This is a genomic window from Sphingobium sp. ZW T5_29, from assembly GCF_044987515.1.
GTDB lineage: Bacteria > Pseudomonadota > Alphaproteobacteria > Sphingomonadales > Sphingomonadaceae > Sphingobium.
The window spans coordinates 35,997-61,832 of the sequence record NZ_JBJDRM010000009.1; the positions used below are offsets into that span (position 1 = coordinate 35,997).

Annotated in this window: 16 protein-coding genes; 11 read left to right on the forward strand and 5 right to left on the reverse strand. The window is 61.1% G+C overall.

Translation table 11 applies throughout. The features are described 5' to 3' along the window. Positions 1 to 108 precede the first annotated feature (108 nt). The 8 genes from ACI3KQ_RS09310 to ACI3KQ_RS09345 all read left to right on the forward strand — a co-directional run bounded on the left by ACI3KQ_RS09310 (position 109) and on the right by ACI3KQ_RS09345 (position 9,484). On the forward strand, positions 109 to 858 hold the full coding sequence (locus ACI3KQ_RS09310) for a helix-turn-helix domain-containing protein (protein ID WP_404956930.1): 750 nt from the start codon (positions 109 to 111) through the stop codon (positions 856 to 858). Positions 859 to 892: 34 nt separating this feature from the next. After that, entirely contained in the window at positions 893 to 1,660 is a 768-nt protein-coding gene (locus tag ACI3KQ_RS09315) for an SDR family NAD(P)-dependent oxidoreductase (protein ID WP_404956932.1), read from the forward strand. 103 nt (positions 1,661 to 1,763) lie between these two features. After that, positions 1,764 to 2,294, forward strand: a complete 531-nt coding sequence (locus ACI3KQ_RS09320) for a nuclear transport factor 2 family protein (protein ID WP_404956934.1) — start codon at positions 1,764 to 1,766, stop codon at positions 2,292 to 2,294. Between the two features lie 142 nt (positions 2,295 to 2,436). Further along, entirely contained in the window at positions 2,437 to 4,698 is a 2,262-nt protein-coding gene (locus ACI3KQ_RS09325; protein WP_404956936.1) for a TonB-dependent receptor, read from the forward strand. A gap of 170 nt (positions 4,699 to 4,868) precedes the next feature. Then, positions 4,869 to 5,951, forward strand: a complete 1,083-nt coding sequence (locus ACI3KQ_RS09330; protein WP_404956938.1) for a helix-turn-helix transcriptional regulator — start codon at positions 4,869 to 4,871, stop codon at positions 5,949 to 5,951. A gap of 72 nt (positions 5,952 to 6,023) precedes the next feature. Next, the gene (locus tag ACI3KQ_RS09335; protein WP_404956940.1) at positions 6,024 to 7,166 is read left to right on the forward strand and encodes an LLM class flavin-dependent oxidoreductase; all 1,143 of its coding nucleotides are present in this window, start codon (positions 6,024 to 6,026) and stop codon (positions 7,164 to 7,166) included. A 162-nt stretch (positions 7,167 to 7,328) separates the two neighbouring features. After that, positions 7,329 to 8,399 carry a type III polyketide synthase gene (locus ACI3KQ_RS09340; protein WP_404956942.1) on the forward strand — a complete coding sequence of 357 codons (1,071 nt, stop codon included), beginning with the start codon at positions 7,329 to 7,331 and terminating at the stop codon, positions 8,397 to 8,399. Beyond that, a complete protein-coding gene (locus ACI3KQ_RS09345) occupies positions 8,399 to 9,484 on the forward strand; it encodes an NAD(P)/FAD-dependent oxidoreductase (protein ID WP_404956944.1) in 1,086 nt (361 codons plus the stop codon). The genes ACI3KQ_RS09340 and ACI3KQ_RS09345 overlap by 1 nt, the downstream gene beginning before the upstream one ends. On the opposite strand, the gene ACI3KQ_RS09350 is transcribed toward ACI3KQ_RS09345, so the two are convergent. Together ACI3KQ_RS09350 and ACI3KQ_RS09355 are read right to left on the reverse strand one after the other, a co-directional pair. Further along, positions 9,474 to 10,187: a methyltransferase domain-containing protein gene (locus tag ACI3KQ_RS09350; protein WP_404956945.1), complete on the reverse strand. Its 714-nt coding sequence runs from the start codon at positions 10,185 to 10,187 to the stop codon at positions 9,474 to 9,476. The genes ACI3KQ_RS09345 and ACI3KQ_RS09350 overlap by 11 nt on opposite strands. Before the next feature lie 47 nt (positions 10,188 to 10,234). After that, positions 10,235 to 11,086, reverse strand: a complete 852-nt coding sequence (locus tag ACI3KQ_RS09355; protein WP_404956947.1) for a class I SAM-dependent methyltransferase — start codon at positions 11,084 to 11,086, stop codon at positions 10,235 to 10,237. A gap of 248 nt (positions 11,087 to 11,334) precedes the next feature. Here ACI3KQ_RS09355 and ACI3KQ_RS09360 point away from each other — a divergent pair, with 248 nt between their 5' ends. After that, positions 11,335 to 13,944, forward strand: a complete 2,610-nt coding sequence (locus ACI3KQ_RS09360) for a TonB-dependent receptor (protein WP_404956949.1) — start codon at positions 11,335 to 11,337, stop codon at positions 13,942 to 13,944. A gap of 334 nt (positions 13,945 to 14,278) precedes the next feature. Here ACI3KQ_RS09360 and ACI3KQ_RS09365 read toward each other — a convergent pair whose 3' ends face one another. The 3 genes from ACI3KQ_RS09365 to ACI3KQ_RS09375 are packed head-to-tail and all read right to left on the reverse strand — an operon-like array spanning position 14,279 to position 20,054. Next, on the reverse strand, positions 14,279 to 16,111 hold the full coding sequence (locus tag ACI3KQ_RS09365) for a response regulator (protein WP_404956951.1): 1,833 nt from the start codon (positions 16,109 to 16,111) through the stop codon (positions 14,279 to 14,281). After that, a complete protein-coding gene (locus tag ACI3KQ_RS09370) occupies positions 16,111 to 16,977 on the reverse strand; it encodes a CheR family methyltransferase (protein WP_404956953.1) in 867 nt (288 codons plus the stop codon). Before ACI3KQ_RS09370 ends, ACI3KQ_RS09365 begins: the two co-directional genes overlap by 1 nt. Next, complete coding sequence (locus ACI3KQ_RS09375; protein WP_404956955.1) at positions 16,962 to 20,054, reverse strand: response regulator; 3,093 nt, start codon at positions 20,052 to 20,054, stop codon at positions 16,962 to 16,964. Before ACI3KQ_RS09375 ends, ACI3KQ_RS09370 begins: the two co-directional genes overlap by 16 nt. A 439-nt stretch (positions 20,055 to 20,493) precedes the next feature. Here ACI3KQ_RS09375 and ACI3KQ_RS09380 point away from each other — a divergent pair, with 439 nt between their 5' ends. Both ACI3KQ_RS09380 and ACI3KQ_RS09385 read left to right on the forward strand, forming a co-directional pair. Further along, positions 20,494 to 22,896, forward strand: a complete 2,403-nt coding sequence (locus ACI3KQ_RS09380; protein ID WP_404956957.1) for a TonB-dependent receptor — start codon at positions 20,494 to 20,496, stop codon at positions 22,894 to 22,896. Between the two features lie 421 nt (positions 22,897 to 23,317). Next, positions 23,318 to 25,711 (forward strand): TonB-dependent receptor, encoded by a 2,394-nt coding sequence (locus ACI3KQ_RS09385; RefSeq protein ID WP_404956959.1) that lies wholly within the window; start codon positions 23,318 to 23,320, stop codon positions 25,709 to 25,711. The last annotated feature ends 125 nt before the right edge of the window (positions 25,712 to 25,836 follow it).

Consider the following 25,836-nt stretch of genomic DNA (forward strand, 5'->3'; position numbering starts at 1 on the left):
TTAAAGCCTTGCGAAACTGGCCCTGCGGCTTTGACGGCGCAACAGCTATATATGTTGTGCTATCGCTACAGGATCGTTCACTATCATCAAGAGATAGGATGGTTGAAAATGACAAAGACGCGCAGGCCGGGCATCGCTACCATCCTGTCCACATTGAGGCGGGAATTGAAGGGGCGCGGCGTGCGGGTCGGGCAGCTTGCACAGGATATGGGCGTGGCCGAACCCACGATCTGGCGGTGGTTGCGCGGCGACGGCCTGACGCTGGACCGGCTGGACGAGATGTGCGCCCTGATCGGTATGGACATGCGCGACCTGATGGCGGGCGCCGAGGATGAACGGCTGGAAAATTTCACCCTGGCGCAGGAACGGGTACTGGCGGCCGATCGGGGACTCGCCCTCGCCTTCTTCGCGATCCTGAACGGGGCGCAGCCGCGCGACCTGGAGCGGGAGTTGGGCCTGCCCCAGCACCGGCTGGGTGATCATATCGACCGGCTGGCCCGGCTGGGACTGATCGACGTCGGGCCAAGCGGACGGGTTCGGCCCATGGTAAGGCGGTCGGTGCGGTGGCGTCGGGGCGGCCCATTGTCCGCCGCCTTTGAACGCACGGTAAAGCCGCTCTTCATGTCGATGGATTTCGGGGCGGAGGACGCCCTTTACGTGTCCGACATGGTGATCATGAGCAAGGCCGGGCGCGCGCGCGTCCACGCCCTGTTCGAAGCGTTGCGCGACGACATCCACATTATCGGCGAACAGGAAAAGGCCGCCCGGCTGGACGATCGCGAATGGAGCGGCGTGTTGATGATGGTCCGCCCATTCGACATGGACGAAACGACAGCGGAGTGGCGGGCCAAAAACTGACCGCCGCCAGAAACAAAGATGCAAGGGAGAAGATGTGGCTACATTTCCGGGAGGATGCGCACTGCTGTTCGGCGGCAGCGGCGGGATAGGCAGCGGCATTTCGCAGGTGTTCGCTCAGGGTGGCAGCGACGTCGCCATCGTCTATCGCAGCAATCATGATCGCGCGGAACAGGTCACGCAGGCGGCCCGTGATGCGGGGCGCAAGGCGACCGTCCACCAGGCCGACGTCGTCAGTGCAGAGGATGTGCAGGCCGCCGTCGCCCAGGCGATCGCCGCCCATGGCAGGGTGCACAGCGTGATCTGGGCAGCCGGGCCACTCGTCAACCAACGCTATCTTGCGTCAACGCCGATGGACGAGTGGCGGCACGCCTTCGATGTCGAAGTGCATGGCTTTTTCGCCGCAGCGCAGGCGGTCATCCCCCATATGCGCGAACAGGGCGGCGGCAGCTTCGTCACATTGGGGTCCGCCGGGCACGACTGGTGGCCAGCGCGCGACGGCATGTCGGTCGCCGTAAAGGCGTCGAACGAGCAACTGGTCAAAGGCATCGCGAAGGAGGAAGGGCGCTATGGCATCCGCGCCAATTCGGTGCTGGTCGGCGTGATCGACGCCGGGCAGTTGCACGAACTGACCCGCCTTGGCCAAATCGATGAGCGCTGGGTCAGCAACACGCATCGGCTGTTGTGCCTGAAACGGTGGGGCACGGCGGAGGAAATCGGCCAGGCCTGCCTGTTTTTCGCGTCGGACGAAGCGGCCTATGTCACTGGCCAGCGCATTTCGGTTTCAGGCGGCTTCGGGGTTTGATCGCGACCGGATTTAGAACAAAAGGATGCGTGACTTTTTACGCATCATCATTATTCATGCACCGATAAGCGAAAAATTGCGCATAAAAATGGGACGAGGATCCATGGCCTACACATTACAGCAACTTTCCGATCTGGAAGATATCCGTACGCTCAAGCACCGCTATTTTCGCGGGATCGATACGGCGGACATGCCGCTTTTGGGCACGCTCTTTACCGAAGATGTCACGGTGGATTATCGTGGCGGCACTTACCGCGTCCGCCTGTCGGGCCGTGCCGACATGCTGGAATTCCTGGCCAACAGTTTCCATTCGGGTGCGGTAGCCATGCACCATGGCCATATGCCGGAAATCACCCTGACCGGCCCCGACGATGCAGAAGGCGTCTGGTATCTGGAAGACATTTTTATCGATGTCGAACAAAGTTACCACACCATCGGCAGCGCCATCTATCGCGACGTTTACCGCCGTGAAGAAGGCCAGTGGCGGATCGCGCGGACCGAATATGACCGGGTGATCGAAGTCACGTCACCGCTCAGCCCGGAGTCCACCATTACCGCGCATCATCTGGCCAAGGCGGGGCGCAAGCCGCACGAACGTGCCGATATCGGCCATCTGATCGAATGGACTGCCTGACGAAACGGGCTATTGTCCGCCACTGATGCACAGATACAACGGGCGCGGCATTTTTGCTGCGCCCAGGTGAAGCGGCAGGCCGTCCGCGCTATGATCGGCCGCAATACACAATAATAAGAATGATATTTTTGGGGGAGGAAACATGCGCAATCATCTGCTTTCCATCGTCTCGCTTACCGCCCTGGCCGCGCCGGGTGCTGCGCTGGCCCAGATCAACGATCCGGGAGCATCGCAAGGCGCGCTGAGCAGCGACATCGTCGTCACCGCCCGCCGCCGCGAGGAACGATTGCAGGATGTGCCAATCGCGGTGACCGCCGTCGATTCCGCAGCGCTGGACAGCCGGGGCCTGGATAATGTGACGCAGATCGGCCAGATCGCGCCCAACATCCAGTTCACGCCGGGTCAGGGCGGCAATTCGGGCGGCATTGCGCCGTTCATCCGCGGCGTTGGCGAAAATGATTTCATCATCACGTCCGACCCGGCGGTGGGCGTTTACATGGACGGCGTCTATGTCGCCCGCACCTTTGGCGCGACGACCGAACTGCTGGGCATCGACCGGATCGAAGTGCTGCGCGGGCCGCAGGGCACGCTGTTCGGCAAGAATACGGTGGGCGGCGCGATCAACATCGTGTCGGCTATCCCCGGCCAGCAGCAGCGGATCGAAGCGGACCTGCGCTATGGGTCGTTCAACACCGTGCGTGGCCGGGTCTATGCCGAAATGCCATTGTCGGGCGACTGGTCGCTGGGCTTCGCTGCGCTGGGCGAATTTGGCGAAGGCTGGCAGAAGGTCCCGTCGGGCGACAATCTGGGCAATCGCAATGTCATCGCGGGCAAGGTCGCGCTGCACAAGTCCGGTCCGCTAGACATATTGCTGATGGTCGACGGGCTGCACCGGCGGCAGAACAGCGCGCCGCACAGCATGATCGCCTTTACGCCGACATTGCTGTCCTTCCTGCAATCCACGCTGATCGCGCCCTGCTGCACCGTGCCGGGCGATATTGACCGGACGGACACCACGCCTTCGTTAAGCAAGGATAATACGGACGCGATCAACGCCGCGCTGACGCTGACGGCGGACCTGGGCGGCATGACGCTGAAGTCGATCACCGCCTATCGATATGTCGATGCGCTGTTCGGGCGCGATGGCGATGCGTCGTCGCAAGTCAATTATGCCGGTGATATCCATGACGAAAATGCGCAGCAGGTCAGCCAGGAACTGCAGTTGCAGATGGACCTGGGCGGGCGCGGTTCGTTGTTGCTGGGCGCCTTTGCCTATCAGGAAATAGCGCGCGACAATACGCGGCTGGTCGTCGCCGATGGCCTGTATCCCGCGATGGTCGCCGCCGGGCTGGACCCGTTGGAAGTCGCGCCGGGGATTTTCATCCCGGCGGTGGCGCTGGACCTCAACATCGATTTCCGCAACCGGCAGAAGACCCGCAACCTGGCCCTGTTCGCCAACGGCAATTATGAACTGACCGACCAGCTGTCGGTGGAACTGGGCGCGCGTTATACGTGGGAGCGCAAGAATTTTTCCCAATCGGCGATGCGCATCTATTCGGGGCAGCCGCTGCTGGCGGGCACGCCCTATTATGAGCAGGCGAAAAGCTGGGACGCGTTCACGCCGCGCGCTTCATTGTCGTACAAGTTCAAGCCGGACCTGATGGCCTATGCTTCCTATTCGCGCGGGTTCCGGTCGGGCGGGTTCAACGGTCGTCCGACATCTCTGGAAGAAATCGGGTCCTATGATCCTGAATATCTGACGTCCTACGAAGCGGGTCTCAAGATGGGCTTTGGCCGGGTCGCCACCATCAATCTGGCGGTGTTCCGCAATGAATATCGCGACCAGCAGATCCTGATTTCGACCCTCAGCACCAGCGGGTTGATCGTCGTGCGGAACGAGAATGCGGGCCGGTCTCGCATCCAGGGTATCGAACTGGAGGGCGCTTTCCGCGTGTCGCCGAATTTCACGTTCACCGGCGCGCTGGGTCTGCTCGACGCCAAGTATAAGGACTATGTGTCCGTCATCAACAACGTGCCGACCGACGTCAGCGACCGCAAGCTGAAGCAGGCCCCTGACATCACCGCCAATGGCAGCGCCGTCTACCAGACGCCGCTGACCGATAGACTGGAGGGCATTTTCCGGGTCGATGTCGCCTATAAAAGCGGGGTGTTCGTCGACACCGAAAATACGCCGCTGCTGCGCCAGCCCGACCATGCGATCGTCAACGCCAGCGCGGAATTCCGTCTGGCAGACAGCGGCTTTTCCCTGCGCGCCGGGGTGGATAATCTGACCGACAAGCGGATCATCACGGCAGGCTATGATGCGTCCACCAGCTTCGGCTTTACCGAGGCCTATTATAATCCCCCGCGCCGGTACAGCGTCACGCTGGCCTATCGCCACTGACCTGCGATCCGGCATGGGCGACGGGCGGGAAAGACTTTGCGGCGGCCCGCCCGTTGGCTCTGGAGCGCGCTGCGTTTAATCGCAGGTTGCGCGCTCCAGTTTTTGATATCGCATCGCTTTTGGCGGAAAACCGGTTCCCACTTTTGCGCGCGATGTTCTAGGACAGGAACATGACCGATCCGGCCGTTCCCCTTCCCCCCGTCGCGCTGCTGGAGGCGCTATATGGCGGGCTGATGCAGGAGCCGCCCTGGGAAGGATTTCTGCGTGCGCTGGCGGATGCGGCCGACGCCACCTTCGCCACATTGCTGGTCGCTATCGGCCCGGCGGGGATCGATGCCCATGTCACGCCCGATGTCGATCCCGACCGGGCGGATGAATATCATAAACTGTCCGACGCTGATCCTTTCGTCGGCCTGCCCGAAGGTCAGGTAGTCGCGTTCCAGGATTTCGTGCGCCATGTGTCCCCGCGTTTCCGGGAATGGCTCGACAAGACAGGCGGCGGTCAGATTCTGGGCGTGGACCTGCAGGCCTCCTCTGGCGCTTCGGTGCGGTTGCGCGTCACCCGCGACCAGAGCCGCCCCGATTTCGATGATGCGCAAAGCGCGCTGATCGCCAGCCTGATCCCGCATCTGCGGATCGCGCTGGACCTGCATGCGCGGCTGACGTCCACCCAGGCGGAACGGCAGGTATTCAGCAGCGCGATGGAGGGGCTTGCCGTCGCGACGCTGATCCTGGCGCGCGACGGGCGCATCCTGCGCCGCAATGCGGTGGCGCAGCGCCTGCTGGAGGATGGGCGTTTCATTCGGGAGGATAATGGGCGGCTGGCCCCGGCCATGCACGCGGGCGGCGCCAGCCTGACCCGCCTGCTCGCATCGCCGCCGTCACCGGGCGAAGATGTGCGCTTCGAACTGCCCGCCGCCGATGAACCGCCCCTGCGCGGGGTCGCGCGGGCGCTGCCCTCCGCCGTCTATGGCGATGGGGCGCATGTGGCGCTGTTCCTGTCCGATCCTGCGCGGGCCGAAGGACCCGATGCGGAGTCGCTGAGGGACCGGTTTCAGCTTACCCCGGCGGAAGCGGCATTGGCCGTCCACCTTGCCCAGGGTGCGGCGCTGGTGGACGCGGCCCGCATCCTGGACATTGCGCATAACACGGCGCGGTCCCACCTGCGCGCGATCTTTGCAAAGACCGGCACGCATCGGCAGGGGGAGCTTATTCACCTGCTGCGCACGACCGGCAGCGATTTCGACCTCTGATCCATTTGGAGGATGCAAGAGCGCCGTTGGAGTCATAGCCTGCCCGCATAGACCGACATATGGGAGAGGTTGATGCGGTTCTCTATCATCTATGAAGCGCAGATGGCGGACACGTCGCGCGAAAATGAACAGCGCGTATTTCACGAGATCATCGAACAGTCGCTATTGGCGGAGGAGATGGGATTCGACGTCATCTGGGCGGTCGAACACACCGCGCTGACGCAATATGCGCATATGTCCGCGCCGGAAACCTTCCTGGCCTATCTGGCCGGTCGCACCACGCGCATCGGCATCGGTCATGGCGTCGTGTGCCTGCCGCCCGCGATGAACCATCCGGTGAAGGTTGCGGAGCGTATCGCGACGCTCGACATATTGTCCAACGGGCGCGTGCATTTCGGCATGGGCAAGGGCGGAACCCAGCAGGAAGCAGGCACATTTGGCTATCAACTGTCCGAACTGCAGCCGATGGTCGATGAGAGCATGTACCTCATCCCCAAAATATTGAAGCAAGGCGAGATCGAGCATGATGGGGAATATGTAAAAATCCCGCATCGTCCCATTCATCCCAGCCCCAAACAGGACCCGCATCCGCAACTCTACATGGCCTGCACCCGCGCCGATTCCCTGATCACCGCCGGTTCGCGCGGGTTGGGCGCGCTGGTGCTGGGCTTTGCCGGACCGGACGACATCGCCGACAAAAATGCCATCTACAGGGATGCCTATGCCAGCCGGAAGGCAGAGGACCAGGTTGGATACCGCCCGCAGGCGCATCTGGCCGCCCTGTGCCCCGCAATCGTTCTGGATGACCGGGAAAAGGCGCGCCGCGTCGGACTGCGTGGCCAGCGTTTCTTCGTGGAGTCGCTGGGCTACTGGTATTCAGGAGGTCCAAAGCCGTCGGTCGAGGATCTGGACGCCAGTGAACAGGAAGCTGCGCTGAAACGGCACAAGGAAGAAACCGTCGCCTGGTTGTCCGAAGAGAAGATCGAGGTTGGTCGCCATCATACCGAAAGTTTCGAAGTGGCGCAGGATGCCTATGGGACGCCCGATGACTGCATCCGCTACGTCACCCGCCTGTTCGACGCAGGCGCGGACGAAATATTGTTCATGTTCCAGATGGGCGGCATCCCGCATGAGGTGATCATGGAAACGATCCGCAATATCGGGGAAAAGGTCATTCCGCACTTCCGCGCCGCGCCCGCGCTGGCTGCCGAATAGCTGTGGTTACTGGCCAAGGGCGGGCGCGGATTATCACTGCGTCCGCCCTTGGCGGTGAAAAGTCCATTGTAACAAGATCGCTTTCCAGTGGCATGCGGGTGCAATAGGATCATCCGCAGGCGTAGCGGCGTTCCAGTCCTTTCGCCGGGAGAATGGAAGCCGATGACCCAGACCAGCGCCTGCATCAACGCGATCGGTTGCGCAGTGCCAGAGCAGGACGTGCACTTTTCCTTCATCCAGTGGGCAGCCCGGCAACTGGAGGATGATCGCGCGCGGCAGTTGTTCACGCGCATGGCCGACCGCAGCGGCATCGACCACCGCTGGTCGGTTCTACCCGCCGCGCCGGGGGGTGGCTCCCCCGTCGATCCGGGCGGCTTTTACGCGGACGGCATGCCTTCGACGGCGCGGCGCATGGCGCTATATGGGGAGTTCGCCCCGACGCTGGCGCTGCGCGCGATCGACGCGCTGAGCGCCAAGGTGGCGGTCGAGGACATCACCCATCTGGTGGTCGCCAGCTGCACCGGCTTCATAGCGCCCGGCGTGGATCAGATCATCGCCGCATCGCTGGGCCTTGCCGATGTGGAGCGGACGCTGGTCGGTTTCATGGGCTGCTATGCCGCGGTCGCCGCCCTGCGCACCGCCCGCCATATCGTTCGTTCCGAACCGGCGGCGCGGGTGCTGGTTGTCACGGTGGAGCTGTCGTCGCTTCATCTGCAACCGGAACAGCAGGTCGACCGGCTGCTGATGATGCTGCAATTCGGCGACGGTGCGGCGGCGGCGCTCGTCACGGCGGACCCGCGGGGGATCAGCCTGGGCCAGCCATTCGCGCTGACCCTGCCGGATTCCGCCGAACTGATCCGCTGGCATGTGGGCGATAGCGGGTTCCTGATGCACCTTTCCGGGGAAGTGCCCGCACGCATCCAGTCGGCGCTCAAGGACCCCTCCATCCGGCAACGGCTATGTGGATCGACCGACCCGGCTGAGGTCGACCATTGGGCGGTTCATGCCGGTGGCCGATCGATACTGGACGCCGTGGAACATGGGCTGGATCTGGACGAAGGCGCGCTGGCCCCTTCCCGTTCCGTCCTTGCCCGGCATGGGAATATGTCGTCCGCAACATTGATGTTCATTCTGGCCGATATGCTGGACGACCGGCGGGGGACAAATGGTGTGGCGCTGGCCTTTGGCCCCGGCGTCGCTGCGGAAGGTTTCCGCTTTTCCAGAGCGGGTTGATGCCCGTCCCCGCAATCATCATCGGCGGAGGCCCGGCTGGTTCGGCGGCGGCAATCACCTTGGCGAAGGCTGGACTGAAACCACGATTGGTAGAGCGGCACATGGCCCCGCCGCGCGGCGTGTGTGGGGGATTTCTGGGATGGGACGGGCTGGCGGCGCTCGATGATCTGGGCATCGACCCCTGGGCATTGGGCGCGCGCCCGATTTCCCGGTTCAGGCTGGTAACGCGCGGGCGGACGGTGACAGCCGATCTGCCTGCCACGGCCGCAGGCATTTCGCGCAAAGCCCTGGACAGTGCGCTGATCGATGCGGCCATCGCGGCGGGGGCCGACGTAACGCGCGGCCGGGCGGCGCGCGCCGTCGATCCGCTGGCCCGCACGGTGAGGTTGGACGACGGGGAAATCATCGCCGCCAACGCCATCTTCCTGGCGACCGGCAAGCATGAGATGCGCGGCCTTGCGCGTCAGTTCACCCATTCGTCAGTCGGGTTGCGCGCATCCTTGCCGCCTTGCCCGCCGCGGCTCGATGGGTTGGCCGGGGTGGTGGAGTTGCACCTGTTCGATCATGGCTATGCCGGACTGCTGATGCAGGAAGATGGGTCCGCCAACCTGTGCCTGTCGGTCAGCAGTGACCGGCTGAGCCAGGCGGGCGGTATCGCTGCGCTGTTGTCGGACCTTATGAGCGAAGCGCCAGCGCTTTCTGCCCGGATGGCCGATATCGACCCACCGCATTTCGAGGCCGTCGCCGGGGTCCCCTATGGCTGGCGCGCGCGGCGAAGCGAGGATGGCGTTTTTCGCATCGGTGACCAGTCCGCCGTCATCGCGTCCCTTGCCGGGGATGGGATCGCCATCGCGCTGACCAGCGGCGCGAGCGCGGCGCGCGCGATGATCGCCGGAGGTTCCGGGGCCGCGCCCGACTGGCAGCGCAGGATGAACCGGGAGTCCCGCCGACCGCTGGGCATTGCGGAAATGCTGCGCCGTGGGGCCGCCATGCCCCTGCCGCGCCGCGCGATGATGGAATTGATCCGATGGGTCCCCCGGTTGGGAACGCGAGCCGCTGCGCTGACCCGCATCGTCAGGGATTGAGAGGCGTTTCCCGCACCCGTTCAACGCACAGGCGAAAGGCAAAGCGACGGACGATCCTGACATGGTCGGGAGGAATATCGGCCTGAACCATCAAGTCACGCCACTCACCGGGCCGAAAAGCGCGCGCGATGGACAGTTGGCCGTCTTCTCGCACGATCCGGTGCACGCGCAACAGCCGCGCGAGCAGGGGATAGCCCCGATAGGCAAAGCCATGGCGATGAAGATCGCACAACAGCCAGCCGATCCGGGCTTCATTTTCCATATGGCGCAGGAATGTCATGAGCTGCGCATCGGTCATATGGTGCGCAACCTGGCTGGAAATGATGAAATCGAACCGTTCAGGTTGGTCGCGATAATCGCCAATCCGATAATCGATCGCCAGATCGCGCGGGGTGGCGTTACGCGCTGCGTTCAGGCTTTTTTCGTTGAGGTCGACGCCGACCAATTGCGCGTCGATCCCGCGCCGCCGTGCCCAGCGCGCAATGGCCCGCAAAATATCGCCATCGCCAAAGCCCACGTCCAGCAAGCGAAATTGCTTCGCCGATCCCACCGCCCGGTTCAGGAAGGCCATGGTCGGCCAGGCGGTGAAGGTCCAGCGATTGACGCGCGCCAGGTCGTGCAAGACGCGTTCATAGACCGCCGGGTCAAGGCCGGGGGCATCCATCTGCTCGTCCTGCCGCGACCTTGTCGCCAGGTCGATCATGACGCCGCCATTTTCACGCGTTGGCCAGATAAACCATATAGGTTCATCTATCGTGCCTTCCACTCGAACATGCCATAACGCATCGCGCCCGTTCGCAGTGCGATGATCAGGCGAGGCAGACTGAGCATGAAATCGCGGCTTTGGGTGGTTCGACCGAACGCCAGCCGTCTGATTTCGCGATCGGTGACCAGCCCCTTCAACAGGCGCATCAGACAGATCGACCAGGTGCGCCGGACCTGCCGGCTGATATCCTGATAACCCGCCAGCGCGAACCCTGCGTTCGCCGCCAGTTCGATATAATCAGCCCGACTACCCATGCTCGGCAGCCTTCCTTCGCGGCAGATGGGAAGCAGCAGGTAGCGGGCCTGCCATGACGGGACGCCCTCCCCTTCCAGCCATGCACATACGACCAGCCTGCCGTCGGGCCGCAATATGCGCCTCGCCTCCGCAAAGAAGCGCGCCTTGTCGGCCATATGTTCAGAACTTTCGATGGCATATGCCCTGTCGTAGGCGCCGGTTTCCAGATCATTGTCCATCCAGTCGCGTAACAGGCACTTAAAGCCCGCATCACGGTCCATGGCAACCCGCTGCTGCGCCGCCGACAGGGTCAACCCAACGATCGATACGTCATTTCGGCTCAGAAGATCGGCGGCGGTCGCTCCATATCCGCACCCGATGTCGCAGACCTTATGCCCCGGCTTCAACGCAAGCCGCTGCTCCACCAGCGTGACCAACGCCGCCACCGCCTGTTCGACGGTTTCGCTGCCGTCGCGCCAATAGCCATGATGGACATGATCCCCCCACATGCGGCGATAGGCGATGTCGAGTTCATCATAATGAACCGCTACATGCGCAGCGGTCGCGGGTCCGTCCGGCACGATCATGCCGATGTTATCCACGTCGGCGGCCTTATCCGCAAGCGTGAAGTCCCGCCGAATCATGGCGGCAAAATAGAAACGCCCCCGTCGCTTTTGTTAAAGATCAGGGGTTTAATATACGCACTTTAATGTTCGTTACCGAAATTATAGCCACTATACGTAGAGTTGCGAAGATGCTATAAAGTATCTGGGTGTGTGGCGTGCTTGAGTGCCGTTTATGACCATTCTGGTACACCACCATCACAAAAAGAACAAATAGGGAGAGGAAGATGGCGAGTGTAGCTCGTTCGGCGCTGATGGGGGGCGTAGCCTTCGCAGCGTTTTTCGCAAGTCCGGCAATTGCGCAGGACAATCAGCCAACAGCCAATGAAAGCGCGTCACCGGGCAGGGTCGGCATTTCCAGCGCCGACATCATCGTCACCGCACAAAGGCGCGAGGAACGGGCACAGGATGTGCCGGTGGTCGTGACTGCGTTCACGCCGGAACGACTGGAACAACTCAACATCTCCGAACCGCAGGATCTGTACGGAACCGTGCCGTCGCTGGTGGCGGGTACGCAGGGATCGGCGACGTCGGATTCCCAATCCTATTCAATCCGTGGCCAGTCGACCGGCTTCCTGTCGTCACCAGCAGTGGCGGTCTACATGGCCGAAGTGCCGGTTCCCGCATCGATCAGCCTGCCGTTGCAAGGCGGTCCGGGCATGTTCATCGATCTGGAAAATGTTCAGGTCCTGTCGGGCCCGCAAGGGACTTTGTTTGGACGTAACACCACGGGCGGCGCGGTGCTGTTCACGCCGCACAAGCCGACGAACAAGTTCGAAGGCTATGTCCAGGCGTCCGTCGGAAACTACAACCTCGTCAGTCTGGAAGGCGCGATCAACGTTCCGATCATCAGCGAAAAACTGATGGTGCGTGCGGTTGCCGCCTATGAAGACCGGCGCGGCTACACCAAAGATATCGTGTGGAATAAATGGCGGGACGACAAGCATTGGTATTCGGGCCGCATCGGCATCATGATGAGGCCAACGGAGCGTTTCGAAAACTATCTGCTCGCCTATGGCACCAAATCGTCAAATAATGGCGCGGGGTTCATCCATCGCGGCTGGAACTTTGACTTGCTTCAGGCGGTGGGTTTTTGCGGCAATCCGCCCGTGCCTGGCCTTGGCGTGTCCTGCGATGTTTACCAGGAACAAACCGACCGGGCGAACGCCATCGGCCCGCGTCGGACGCGCATGAGCACCGACGCCTTCAGCAAGATCGAAACCTGGGGTGTCATCAATACGACGGCGCTAGAGTTAAGCGACGAACTCACGCTGCGAAACATCATCAGCTTCCAGAAATTGCGCAGCGATTATGGGACGGATCAGGACGGCACGCCGCTCCAGCAATATGATCCTGCCCGACAAAATGCCGACCTGCCCGACTTCCCGATCCCTGGACTGTCGGAATTTGGCCTGCCGATCACTCCGGGCAATGTCTATGTGAACGGAGACGACAACTGGGACTTCCCTCGCGACTCGCTGAAGCAGTTCACGGAAGAATTGCAGATCCAGGGGGCGATGCTGGATGACCGCCTGAACTTTACGGCGGGCGGATTTTACTATGACTCCAAACCTGACCGGCTGTGGGGCGGTGCGTCGTTCAACTTCTGCCCTGCCCTATATACGGGCGTTTGCTCCCCTGGAGTGTCCTATACCGGCGTCAGCAACAAGTCTAAGGCGCTTTACGCCCAATCGACGCTCGACCTTGGCGTCCTGACATCGGCCGTTGCAGGACTCCGGCTGACTACGGGCTTTCGCTACACCTGGGACACCGTTTCAGGCTTTAGCTATGGCTTCCGTCAGGATTCGGAGATCCCCGGTAACGTCATCTGTAACGTGAATGGCGAGTCGGTGCCGCTGGGTGACGCGGCGAATGACTTTGATGCAGGCGGCGCGCCAGGTTCGGGCTGTCAGTTCGACGCCACGCTCAAGAGCAAGGCGCCGACCTACACGCTGGGCCTGGACTATCGGCCGACGAGCGATTTGATGCTCTATGCCAAGGTGAGCCGGGGATATAAGGCTGGCGGCATCAATACCTTTGCCGTGCGTCCCGAAACGCGGGTATTCCAACCCGAAAAGCTGATGAGCTATGAAGCCGGTTTCAAATCCGACTGGCGCTTGGGCGGCACAATTCCATTCCGGTTGAACGCAACCTATTATTTTTCGAAATATAATAATATTCAACGTCCTGCGGGCGACTTCAACGTCATTACCAGCGCCCAGGGCGCGCAGGTGCTGGGCGCTTCGGCACATGTTCAGGGGCTGGAAGTTGAAACGTCAATCCGGCCGTTCGACCTGCTGGAACTCGCCGCGACGGTCAGTCATACCGACGCGGACTACAAGAAGTTCGAACAGTTGGTGCTGACCCCGGCGGGGCAATTTGCATGCAATGGCGGCGATTTCCCTGGTGGGCGCGTGCCCGCCGGCGAAGTGGCTGATTATAGCTGTAATCGGTTCCAATTCCTGACGCCGTGGATTGTCAATCTGCGCGGCACGCTGGACATCCCCGTGCCTGAGGATATGGGAAAAATGTCGCTGTTCGTCAGCTATTCCTATCTGTCCAGCCAGAACACCTCTCCACTCAGCCCGCCCGAACTCAACGGCGTGCCCGTGGAACCGGGGGTGACATTCAAGGCCTACAGCCTGTTGAACGCGTCGATCAACTGGCGCAATGTCGGTGGCAGCGGGTTCGATGCAACCCTGTTCGGCACCAACCTGACCAACAAGCTGGTTCCGGTCGGCAATTCCGGGGTGTTCCAGACATTGGGCGTGTGGTCGACAAATTATGGCGAACCCAGAATGTACGGGTTGAAGCTGCGCTATCGCTTCGGCGGCTAAAGGGCGGCAATAGCGAGAAGCGGCCCAAGTGCTTGGCCGCTTCCTCCAAGCCAATGCTGGAGGTCCGCCTTGCATAAGGGCGGGCCTCCTCTTTTTTAAAGCTAGAGCGCGCTGTGTTTAATCGGACGCAGGTCGCGCGCTCTAGAGCATGATCCGATCATACTGGATCGGACCATGCTCTATTTTCTTTTTGTCTTCCGCATTTTCCGAGTCAGCAGATGAATCCATCTGCTTCGAAAATGCTCTAGTTTTTGTTATCGCATCGTCTTAAGCGCAAAACCGGTTCCCACTTTTGCGCACGATGCTCTCAGGTTGGTCGCGGGTCGTCGCCTGGTCAGGCGGCGGCGTCCGCGTCTTTATCGGTCGCGATCCACATTGCGGCGACCATTTCCAACAGTTGATGGGCGTCGAAAGGCTTTGCCACCACCGGTATGTGGTCGAACTGTGCCGGAAGATGTTCGCTGCCATAGCCGCTGACAAAGATGAACGGAATCTGCCTGTCGGTCAGCGCCTGCGCCACGCGGTCGGCTGGCTCCCCCTGCAAATTGCCGTCGACCAGGGCGCCGTCGAATTCGCGGCCCTTGATCATGGCTCGCGCCTCGTCCACCGAGGCGACCGGGCCGACTAAAGTTGCCCCCGAATCTTCCAATATGGCGGCAAGTTCAAGCGCGATCAGCGCTTCATCCTCAATCAGCAGCAGCCTTTTGCCTTGCAAGTCCACGCCGCCCGTCCCGCTTCCTTCGCCCGCGCGGCCCATCACTCTGGGGCGAAGTCGCGGGCCACGATGTCGCGCACCTGCCATATAGGGCAGGGTTAGTGTCCAACCGATCCCGTCGGCGTCATAATGCGGTTCCGCGCTACCGCCATCTGCCCGCAGGCTTCGTTCAATCAGTGCGGTGCCAAAGCCCCGGCGCGTGGGCGGCGTCACGGACGGACCACCGCGTTCCTGCCATTCCAGAACCAATTGGTTATCATTGACGTCCCACGCCAGACGCACACGTCCTTCCGGGACGGAAAGCGCACCATATTTATGCGCGTTGGTGACCAGTTCATGCAACACGAGCGCCAGATGAAGGGCGGGTTCAGGGGGAAGGTCGACCGGGGGGCCGGCCGCTTCGAACCGGTCCGCTTCAATAGCGCCGATCGACAATTGTCCTTCGATCAGTTCACGCAGGCTGGCGACCTGCCAGGTCGCGCCGCTCAGCAGGGAATGGGCGCTTGCCAAGGCATGAATGCGCCCAATGAAGGTAGGCGCGAAATCGGAAGGGCCAGTCGAATGGCGCAGCGTTTGCGTCGCGATTGCCTGAACGGATGCAAGCGTGTTTTTTACCCGGTGGTTCAGCTCGCCAATCAGCAACTTCTGGGTTTCTTCGGCGCGTCGGCGATCAGTGACGTCCAATATCTGCAAGTTGATCGAAAAGAAGCGCCCCGTCCCATCCCGCAGCGCAGAACAATAGCATTCGCAATCCAGCGATAATCCCTCAGCCGAATGAAAGCGCAGCGTCTGCGTGGCGCGGGGGAGCGTACCGTCGATCATATCATTCAGCAGCGCGGCAAAATCCGCCTCTTGCTCGGCGCCCAGCCACTTGACCTCGACCGCGCCAAAGCCCGCGACTTCAGCGGAGCGCCACCCAAAAAGCCGTTCCGCGCCCTTCGACCAGGATATGATCCGCTGATCTGCGTCAAGTTCGACCAGCGCCAGTGGCGAATTGTCGCCATGCGCCGTCAGCTTGGCAAGAGCGGCGGCATGGTCGTCGCGCTGACGCGACAGTTCCAGCCGTTGCCGGAACAGCTCCACGAAAATGGCGACCTTGCTCCGCACGATCTGCGGGTCGACGGGCTTTAGCAGATAATCCACAGCGCCGGTTTCATAACCCCGAAAGCGGCGGCGTTCGTCCGTGGCGACCGCTGTCAGGAAAATGATCGGCACGCGGCGCGTTCGTTCAGTCCCTCGCATCAGTTCGGCCAGTTCGAACCCGTCCATTCCGGGCATCTGCACGTCCAGCAGGGCAAGGGCGACGTCATGCTTCAGCAGCAGTTCCAGCGCCTCATCGCCCGACCGCGCCTGCAACAGCTCCAACCCTTCGCCGCTCAACAGAGCATCGAGCGCGGCCAGATTTTCGGGCACGTCGTCCACGGCCAGTATCTTCACTGGATCAATATGCATCAGTCTGCCCCACCCAGAGCCTGGCCATTGCGCCGGAAAATCTTTTCCGCTTCGTCAAAATCGGTGAACCCGGATGAATGGCGTGAAAAGCGCAGCGTTTCCTTGGACCCCAGACCCAGGAAGCCGCCGCGCACCAGCGATCCACCAAATAGTCCCAGCGCGCGGTCCTGCAAGTTGCGGTCGAAATAGATCAGAACATTGCGGCTCGACACAAGCTGCACTTCGGAAAACACCTGGTCGCTGGCGAGATTATGTTCCGCGAAAACGGCGCGGCGGCGCAGCGATTTGTCGAACACGGCGGCGCCATATGCGGCGGTATAATAATCTGACAATGACGTCCTGCCGCCCGACCGGCGATGATTTTCAGTGAAATGTGCGATCTGGTCGCGACTATATATGCCCGCCTCCGCTCGTTCGAGGGCAGCCGGGCTGATGTCGGTGCAGTAGAAAATGGTGCGGTCTTCCAGCCCCTCTTCCCGGAACAGGATGGCGAGCGAATAAAATTCCTCTCCATTGGCGCATCCCGCAATCCAGACCTTGAGCGAAGGGTAAGTCCGCAGGTGCGGGATCACCTTTTCCCGCAGAGCGCGGAAATAAGCGGGGTCCCTGAACATTTCGCTGACCTGGATCGTCAAGAAGCTCATCAAATCCGCGAAAATGGCCGGTTCGCGTAAAAGGCGATGTTGCAGGTGGGACAGGCTGGCACAGCCAAAATGCTGCTGCGCCCGCGCCATGCGACGATGCAGCGATCCACGAGAATAGCCCCGGAAGTCATAATGATAATGCCGCCAGATCGCCTCCAGCAGCAGATCAAGTTCTATTTCGTCAAGTGGCCCCCAAGCCGGCTCTGTCAGCGCGGCATCCATACCCGCACCAGACTGAGCAGTTTATCGACGTCGAGCGGCTTTGCCAGATAATCATTCGCTCCGGCCTGCAGGCATTCCTGCTGGTCCCGCGCCATCGCCTTGGCCGTCAGCGCAATGACTGGCATCGACTTGCCCCAGGGCTGGCTGCGGATTTCGCGCGTACAGGTGAGCCCGTCCATTTCCGGCATCATCACGTCCATCAGCACCAGGTCCACAGGCGCGGCGGCGCCGCGCGCGCTTTCTTCAAGCGCGACGAGAGCCTCGCGGCCATTACGTGCGATACGGACATGCACCCCATGGGGTTCGAAAATGCTCGTCAGGGCATAAACGTTCCGTATGTCATCCTCGACCACCAGAATATTTCGACCTTCCAGCCCTTCGTCGCGGTTCAGGGACTTGGCGATCAGTTGCTGTTGGGGTTCGGGCAGTTCGGACACGATCTGGTGCAGGAACAGCGTCACTTCGTCCAGCAGGCGTTCGGGCGACTTGGCGCCCTTCACGATGATGGACTTGGAATATTTGCGCAGGCGCAATTCCTCATTCTGACTGAGGTCGCGACCGGTATAGACGATGACGGGCGGAAAACCGACGCTGTCATCGGCGCTGAGCCGCTCCAGCAAATCAAGGCCGGTTGCATCGGGCAGGTTGAGGTCCAGCACCATGCAGTCGAATGTTTCGCGCCCCAGCATGTCGAAACATTGCGCGGCGGAATGCGCCTCCAGCGTTTCCACATCGCGGGACGCGAGCAGCAGCTTGATGCTTTCGGCCTGCTGGGCGTCATCCTCCACCACCAGCACCCGGCGCATCCGCTGGTCCATGCGCGCTTCCAACCCTTCGAGCATGTCGATCAGCTGTTCGCGCTTCACAGGTTTGAACAGATAGCCGATCGCGCCGCTCGACAACGCCGCCTGACTGTCGTCATCCACCGATACGACGTGCACCGGAATATGTCGGGTGCGAACGTCGCGCTTGATACGGTCCAGCACCGACAGGCCGGTATGGTCGGGCAGGTTCATGTCCAGGATGACGGCATGGGGCACATATTGCCGCGCCATCAGCGTGCCTTCATCGGCGGTGCCCGCGATAAGGCATTGAAATCCCTGTTCATGCGCGATGTCGCACAGGATGCGGGCGAACACCGGGTCGTCCTCTACAATCAGTATGACACGCGCGTCCCCGGCAAGCTGTCCGCGATCATCCTCGATCACGGTCACTGGCCGCAAGCGGGGTGGCGTGGGGTTGGATGGACGCGGGCGCACCGGATCGGGCGCACCAACGGACGGCACCTGACTCAAGGACGGGTCGAACCGCTGCGGCAATAGCAGGGAAAAGGCGCTGCCCTGCCCCGGCGTGCTTTCAACGCGCACTTCGCCGCCAAGCAGGCGCGCCAGTTCACGCGAGATCGACAGGCCAAGGCCGGTGCCGCCATATTTACGGCTGACGGTCCCGTCGGCCTGGCGGAACGCTTCGAAAATGACCTGCTGCTGATCATCGGGAATGCCAACGCCGGTATCGCGGACGGTGAAGGCAATCCGGCCATCGGCTTCCTGCCCGACGGTCAATGCGACCTCACCCTTTTCCGTGAATTTGATCGCGTTGGACAGGAAGTTTTTCAGCACCTGTTCCAACCGCTGCTGATCGGTTTCGATGTCCGCCACATCGGTTTCTTTCGCGATGCGGAAGGCCAGGCCCTTTGCCTGCGCAGACGCGCCAAAGATCGCCTGCAATTTTTCGATGACAGGAACGACCCGGAAACGGCGTGGCTGAAGTTCCAGCTTGCCCGCCTCGATCTTCGAAATATCCAGGATATCGTTGATCAGGGTCAACAGGTCGTTACCCGACGTTTCGATGGTTTCAGCGTGGCGCACCTGATCCGCGCTGAGATTGCCCGCGCGGTTTTCCGCCAGCAGCCGCGCCATGATGAGCAGGGAATTGAGCGGCGTGCGCAATTCGTGGCTCATATTGGCCAGGAATTCGGACTTGTAACGGCTGGCCTGCTCCAGATCGCTCGCCTGTTTTTGCAACGAACCCTGAGCACGGGTCAGGTCATCGCGCTGAATTTCGAGCTGGCGGGCCTGTTCTTCCAATCGGGCGTTGCTTTCCTCCAGCTCGCTCTGCTGGGCTTCCAGCCGACTTGCGGAGTCCTGAAGCTGGCGGCTTTGCGTTTCAAGCTCGTCATTATTGGCGCGCAGCTCTTCGCTTTGCGTCTGCAATTCTTCGGCCTGTTGCTGGGTTTCTTCCAGCAACTCGCGCAATCGGGCGCGGTATTTGCCGGACCGGATCGCCACCCCCAGTTGATGACCGACGCGAGCAAGCAGCTGATCCGCCAATGCGGCGTCGGCGCGGGCCAGGCCCAATTCGATCACCGCATTGACCACGCCGTCCGCCTTCGTCGTGGCGATCAGCAGTGTGTCGGGCTTGCTCTGTCCCAAGCCCGATCCATAATAGAGATATCCGTCAGGCACCGCATCCAGCATTATAGCGCGACCGTCCCGCGCAGCTTCCGACAGCAGGCCGTCGGACAGTCCGAAGCGCGTCGGCACCTGCGCCTCTGCCGGGACGCCATAGGTGGCATGGCGGCGAAAGCCATCGCCATTGCGTATGAAGATGGCGCCGGCCTTTGCATTCAGCTGACCGGCCAGGAAAACCAGCGCGCTGCGCGCCAGTTCATCCAGCGGCTGTTCGCCCCCGACCGCTTCCGCCAGTCCGACCTGACCGGTCTGCAGCCACTCTTCCCGCCGTACGGCGTTACGGCTGCGAATGAAAAGAAATCCGACGATCGCAAGGATCCACGTCACCGCGCCGCCCAGCGTACGGTTAAGCGCAGCTACCGACGGGTCTATGCCGACCGGAGCGAGGGTGAAGCCGATCATGGTCAACAGGGTCGAAATTGCCGCCACTACCAATGGCGCCTGCGGGCGGGGCGAAAGATAGGCGATCACCGCGGGCAGCAGATAGGCAACCCACACCGCCGTCCCCAGTGGAAAAGCCAGGTCCGCCATAAAAGGCAGCGCCAATAGCGCGATCAACAAAGCATAGATCAGGGAGGAACGGGCGCGATCAGTCAGGGACGGCATATGCATACTCAACGGTGACAATGCGTACCCCCTTAATGCGGGTGACCGCGCTGTCGCAAATTTTCCTTTGGCGAAACCCGATTTTCATCCCGATTCAATCCCCCGATTCAATCCAATACCGCCATCGGCAGCAATCAGCTCCCTCCAGCGACGCTGTGTCATTAATGTCGCACAAGGACCAAGGAATAGCTCTGCATCGACCAGCTTTGACCCTGAAAGGCAGCGCTCAAAAGCCGCTCGTGCAACTCGTCAATTATTCAACACAAGCGTCTGATTTTCGATGGATTTCCGGGCCTTCTGCAAGCCCATAAATTCCGGCAGGCGGAGCGATTTGATCGTTAGCACCTACTCACATTGTTGTTTCAGAGCCATTTTTACCGTCTTGACAAAGTAGACCATGGGGAGCAGTTCGCCGCCCAATATTTGGGAGAGGATCTTCATGAGCCGGAACTTTTTGACATTTTTGTCCAGTGGCGTCGCAATTTCGGTGCTGGCATCGATCGCGCCTGCCTATGCCCAGGATGATAGCGCACAGGCGCCCCAGGGCGCAGCCGCTGAACCGGTTTATGAAGAAATCATCGTGACGGCCACGCGTAGCTCGCGCAGTCTTCAGGATGTGCCGATGTCGGTCAATGCCGTCACCGGCGCACAGCTGCAGAAGCTGAACATCCTCGACACCAAGGACATTTCGCGTCTCGCCCCCGGCCTTGAGCTGACGAACACCACTGGCCGTAACAACACGATCGCGCTGCGCGGCATCGGCTTCGATCCCGATCAGGGCACTGACCCGACGGTTCAGGTCTATCTGAACGAAGCGCCCGCCAATGCGCAAACCGTCTTCACGGCGCTCTACGACATCGGCCAGATCGAAGTGTTGCGCGGGCCCCAGGGCCTGCTGCGCGGTCTGTCCTCGCCGGGCGGTTCGATCACCGTGACGACCCAGCGCCCGAAGTTCGACGAAGTTGAAGGCTATATGCAGGGCACCGTGACCGATCGTCACGCCTATAACGTCCAGGGCGGCGTGACCCTGCCGTTCAACGACAAGGTTTCGCTGCGCGTCGCGGCTCTGGTCGACGGCAATCGTGGCAACCAGGTGCGTAACGCCAGCAACGGCGACTTCTCCCGCGGCAACACGCAGAGCGCGCGCCTGACGCTGGGCCTGCGCCCGACCGAAAACTTCACCGCCTACCTGACCTACCAGTATCTGCAGTCGGACATCCGCCAGTATCAGCAGGTGTTCGGCGAAGGAAACAGCTTCGGCGGCGTGGCGACCGGCCCCGGTGACATTTCGATCCGTGATCGTCTGGCTGTCGGCGAAGGCTTGAACCGCTTCAAGAACACCTCGCACTTCGTCAACCTGAACATGGACTGGGACCTGGGCTTTGCCAACCTGACGGGCGTCGCATCCTATCAGGCCAGCGACCTGGTGCAGGAGCGTGACAGTGATCCGGCGAACAGCTTTCCGGGCCTAGCTCTGCAGCAGCGCAACACCATTCCTTACCGCGTTCCTGTGTTCGAACTGCGTCTGGCATCGAAGAATGACGGCATGTTCGGCTGGGGCCTCGGCGCCTTCTATCAGAAGACGAAGGGCACGACCCGCGTGAACCAGGACACGGCTCAGTTCCTGGCGCCGGTGAATGGCTTCTACCTTCCGATCAATTCGCGCATCACGGTGCCCGTCGATCAGGAAACCTGGTCCTTCAACGCAAACGGTCGCGTTCGCAGCGGCGGGTTCACGCTTGAAGGTGGTCTGCGCTACACGATCATCAAGGGCGTTCGCACCACTGACATCGTGAGCACCTCGCCCGGCTTCTTCCCCATCATCCCCGCCTTCACTCAGGTACAAGACGGCATCCCGGCCGATCTGCGCAATCAGAAGGACACGCCGCTGACCGGCGGCGCGACCCTGACCTATGAGTTCAGCCCGGCCCTGACCGGCTACCTCGCTTATGGTCACTCGTTCCGTGCCGGCAGCGTCGGCGTGGCCGTCCCGGTGGGCATTTCGAATGACCTGATCGCGACCCGCGGCGAAAAGACCGACAATTTCGAAGCCGGGTTGAAGGGTTCGCTCTTCAATCGCCGCCTGAACTTCGCCGTGTCGGCCTTCTACCAGACGTTCGACGGCTTCCTGAACCGCTTCGCAGGCGTCTACTATAACTGCCCGAACTTCGCTCCGGGCGTTTGCGGAACCGGTCCTGGCTCGACGCCGATCAACAACGGCACCGACGTTCCAGCCGCTGACGGCACGTTCGACTTCAACTATAATGGAGACGCGACGGTCAAGGGTATCGAAGCCACGATCGATGCTCGCCCGACGGACTTCTGGGACCTGTCGGTCAACATGTCCTACGTAAAGGCCCGCTACAAGAGCAGCGCTCGCCTGCCCTGTAACGACTTCAACGGCGACGGCCGTCCCGACATGGATGGTGACGCCGCGATCACGGGCACCGGCAACGTCAGCTTCTGCGGCCTCTCGCGACTCACTGACACGCCGAACTTCAGCATGACGGCGACCACTGAACTGCGTCTGCCGGTTGAAGGTTCGGTCGAACCCTTCGTCCGCGGCCTGCTCAGCTACCGTCCGGGAGTCTATTCGGAAACGCGCAGCTTCCAGTATCGCAGCCGCACCCTGATCGACCTGTTCGCAGGCGTTCGCGGCAATGACGGCCAGTGGGAACTGACCGGCTTCGTCAAGAATGTCCTGAATCAGCAGCGCATCACCGACTTCACCGGCACGCCGCGGATCTCGTTCACGGGCAGCCCGAGTGTTACGTCGGGATACGCGCCGATCAACACCACCCTTCCACGCGAGTTCGGCCTGATCGCAACTTTCCGCTGGTAAGAAACGAAAGCCACGGAGGATGGAAGCACTCCATCCTCCCACTGGGAATGAGGGAGTTCGCCGTAAAAGGCGCGCTCCCTTTTTTTTTGGGACAGTGAAGCCGGGTCGGCGGATCAAGCCCGCACATGCGGGCACCTGTGTCATTAATGTCCCACCGCCTCAAGGAAACGTGCGCTTAGCCCAATCAGCCTTTCCGGCGCGCACAGCCAGGTGGCCTGCCGCACATGGCGTGCTTTCCTGATTACTCAACTAATTGTTATTGTTGCGTTTTATAGTCGTCTCAGAAATTGGATAATCCGCCCCAAGGCGAGCTGCCGCGCGCTGAACACGCAATCACAACTCTATTTCAGTTCGGTTACGTCGCCTTGACAAAGTAAACTGGCGAGGGCAGTTCGCCCCCCCGTCTAACGGGGAGATTTCCATGAGCCGGAACTTTATGACTTTTCTGTCCAGCGGCGTAGCTATCGCTGCACTGGCATCGATCGCGCCTGCTTACGCTCAAGATGATGTGGTTCAGGCTGCGGCGGATGAACCTGTTTATGACGAAATCGTGGTGACGGCCACGCGCGACTCGCGCAGCCTTCAGGATGTGCCGATGTCCGTCAACGCGGTCACCAGTGAGCAGCTGGCGAAGCTTAACATACTGGATACAAAAGATATTTCGCGCCTGGCCCCCGGCCTGGAGCTGACGAACACCACCGGTCGCAACAACACGACCACGCTGCGTGGCATCGGCTTTGACGCCGATCAAGGCACTGATCCGACCGTCCAGATTTATTTCAACGAAGCCCCCGCCGACGCGCAGACCGTGTTCACGGCAATGTACGACATCGGCCAGATCGAAGTGCTGCGCGGCCCCCAGGGCTTGCTGCGTGGCCTTTCATCACCGGGCGGTTCGATCACCATCACCACGCTGCGCCCGAAATTCGATGAAGTTGAAGGCTATATGCAGGGCACCGTGACCGATCGTCACGCCTATAACGTCCAGGGCGGCGTGACCCTGCCGTTCAACGAAAAGGTTTCGCTGCGCGTCGCGGCTCTGGTCGACGGCAATCGCAACAATCAGGTTCGCAATATCACCAATGGCGATTATTCGCGCGGCACCACGCAGAGCGGCCGCGTCACGTTGGGCCTGCGCCCGACCGAGGATATCACTGCCTATCTGAGCTATCAGTATCTGCAGTCGGACGTGCGCCAGTACAGCCAGGTCGTCGGCGCTGCCAACGACTTCGGCGGCATACCAACCGGTCCTCGCGATTTCGGTATTCGGGATCGCGTGGCCGTTTCCGATGGCGTGAACCGGTTCCAGAATATTTCGCACATCGTCAATTTGAACGTCGATTGGGATCTGGGCTTCGCCGACCTGACGGGTTTGGCCGCTTATCAGTCGAGCACGCTTGACCAGCAGCGCGATAGTGATCCGGCCAACAGCATTCCCGGTCTGGCCCTACCCCAGCACACCATTTCGCCTTACCGCGTGCCCACTTTCGAACTGCGTCTGGCGTCGAAGAATGACGGCATGTTCGGTTGGGGCGTCGGTGCTTTCTATCAAAAGCTGGGCGGCACATCGCGCGTGACGCAGGACACGGCTCTCTTCTTTGCAGAGGCCCCAGCCATTCCGGGTGTGACCTATCTGCCGATCACCTCTTACATCACCGCTCCTACAAATCAGGAAACGATTTCCTTCAATGCCAATGGCCGGGTGCGGGCAGGTGGTTTCACGCTGGAAGGCGGCCTGCGTTACACGATCATGAATGGGGTTCGCGAGGCGGATATCGTGAGCACGTCACCGGGCGCGCCTGGTGCTCTTATTGATCCGTTTACCGTGACGGAGGCTGGCGTTCCAGCACAGCTGCGTGACCTTAAGGAAAGGCCGCTGACCGGCGGCGCGACGCTGAGCTACGAATTCAGCCCGACGCTGACCGGTTATGTCGCCTATGGTCATTCCTTCCGCGCAGGCGCCGTCGGATATGCTGCTCCGGTTGGCATTTCGCCAGATCTGGTGGCCACGCAGAATGAAAAGACCGACAATTTCGAAGCTGGCCTGAAGGGTTCGTTCTTCGACCGTCGCGTCAACTTCGCGGTTTCCGCATTCTATCAGACGTTCGACGGTTTCGTGTCGCGCTTTACGGGCATCTATTATAACTGCCCGAACTCAGAGCCAGGCGTGTGCGCACCGGGGACTATCGACAATGGCGCCGACATTCCGTCAACCGACGGCAGCTTCGACTTCAACTATAATGGCGATGCCACGGTTAAGGGTATCGAAGCGTCGATCGACGCCCGTCCGACGGACTTCTGGGACCTGTCGATCAACATGTCCTACGTAAAGGCACGCTACAAGGACAACGCACGGCTGCCTTGCAACGACTTCGATGGCGACGGTCGTCCCGACACGGACGGATCGGCCGCCATTTCGGGGACCGGCAATGTCAGCTTCTGCCGTCTGACGCGGATGAGCGACACGCCGGACTTCAACCTGTCCGCCACGACCGAACTGCGCATACCGGTGGAAGGTTCGGTTGAACCCTTCGTTCGCGGACTGCTGACTTATCGTCCGGGCGTCTATTCGCAGCAGCGCAACTTCAACTATCGCAGCCGCACCCTTATCGACCTGTTTGCGGGCGTCCGCGGCAATGACGGTCAGTGGGAACTGACCGGGTTCGTCAAGAATGTCCTGAACCAGCAGCGGATCAGCGACTTCCAGAATATTCCTCAGGTCGGGACCTTTGCTGGCCCGGTCCAGTCGGGCTATTCGGTCATTTCCAGCACCGTGCCGCGTGAATTCGGCCTGGTCGGCACCTTCCGCTGGTAATCGGCCGCGATAATGACTTCTGACGGTTACGGGCGGAGCTATCCGCCCGTAACCAGGGCAGATTGGGAGCTCGCCGCAGTCCGTGGCGAGCTCCTTTTGCTTTGCGTAGAGCGCGCCGCGTTTAA

What these genes read in the sequence shown, in the direction of transcription:
- ACI3KQ_RS09340 (WP_404956942.1), top strand. Translation starts at nt 7,329, where the DNA reads ATGACCCAGACCAGCGCCTGCATCAACGCGATCGGTTGCGCAGTGCCA.
- ACI3KQ_RS09345 (WP_404956944.1), top strand. Translation starts at nt 8,399, where the DNA reads ATGCCCGTCCCCGCAATCATCATCGGCGGAGGCCCGGCTGGTTCGGCG.
- ACI3KQ_RS09320 (WP_404956934.1), top strand. Translation starts at nt 1,764, where the DNA reads ATGGCCTACACATTACAGCAACTTTCCGATCTGGAAGATATCCGTACG.
- ACI3KQ_RS09330 (WP_404956938.1), top strand. Translation starts at nt 4,869, where the DNA reads ATGACCGATCCGGCCGTTCCCCTTCCCCCCGTCGCGCTGCTGGAGGCG.
- ACI3KQ_RS09360 (WP_404956949.1), top strand. Translation starts at nt 11,335, where the DNA reads ATGGCGAGTGTAGCTCGTTCGGCGCTGATGGGGGGCGTAGCCTTCGCA.
- ACI3KQ_RS09335 (WP_404956940.1), top strand. Translation starts at nt 6,024, where the DNA reads ATGCGGTTCTCTATCATCTATGAAGCGCAGATGGCGGACACGTCGCGC.
- ACI3KQ_RS09380 (WP_404956957.1), top strand. Translation starts at nt 20,494, where the DNA reads ATGAGCCGGAACTTTTTGACATTTTTGTCCAGTGGCGTCGCAATTTCG.
- ACI3KQ_RS09325 (WP_404956936.1), top strand. Translation starts at nt 2,437, where the DNA reads ATGCGCAATCATCTGCTTTCCATCGTCTCGCTTACCGCCCTGGCCGCG.
- ACI3KQ_RS09350 (WP_404956945.1), bottom strand. Translation starts at nt 10,187, where the DNA reads ATGATCGACCTGGCGACAAGGTCGCGGCAGGACGAGCAGATGGATGCC.
- ACI3KQ_RS09370 (WP_404956953.1), bottom strand. Translation starts at nt 16,977, where the DNA reads ATGGATGCCGCGCTGACAGAGCCGGCTTGGGGGCCACTTGACGAAATA.
- ACI3KQ_RS09365 (WP_404956951.1), bottom strand. Translation starts at nt 16,111, where the DNA reads ATGCATATTGATCCAGTGAAGATACTGGCCGTGGACGACGTGCCCGAA.
- ACI3KQ_RS09375 (WP_404956955.1), bottom strand. Translation starts at nt 20,054, where the DNA reads ATGCCGTCCCTGACTGATCGCGCCCGTTCCTCCCTGATCTATGCTTTG.
- ACI3KQ_RS09385 (WP_404956959.1), top strand. Translation starts at nt 23,318, where the DNA reads ATGAGCCGGAACTTTATGACTTTTCTGTCCAGCGGCGTAGCTATCGCT.
- ACI3KQ_RS09310 (WP_404956930.1), top strand. Translation starts at nt 109, where the DNA reads ATGACAAAGACGCGCAGGCCGGGCATCGCTACCATCCTGTCCACATTG.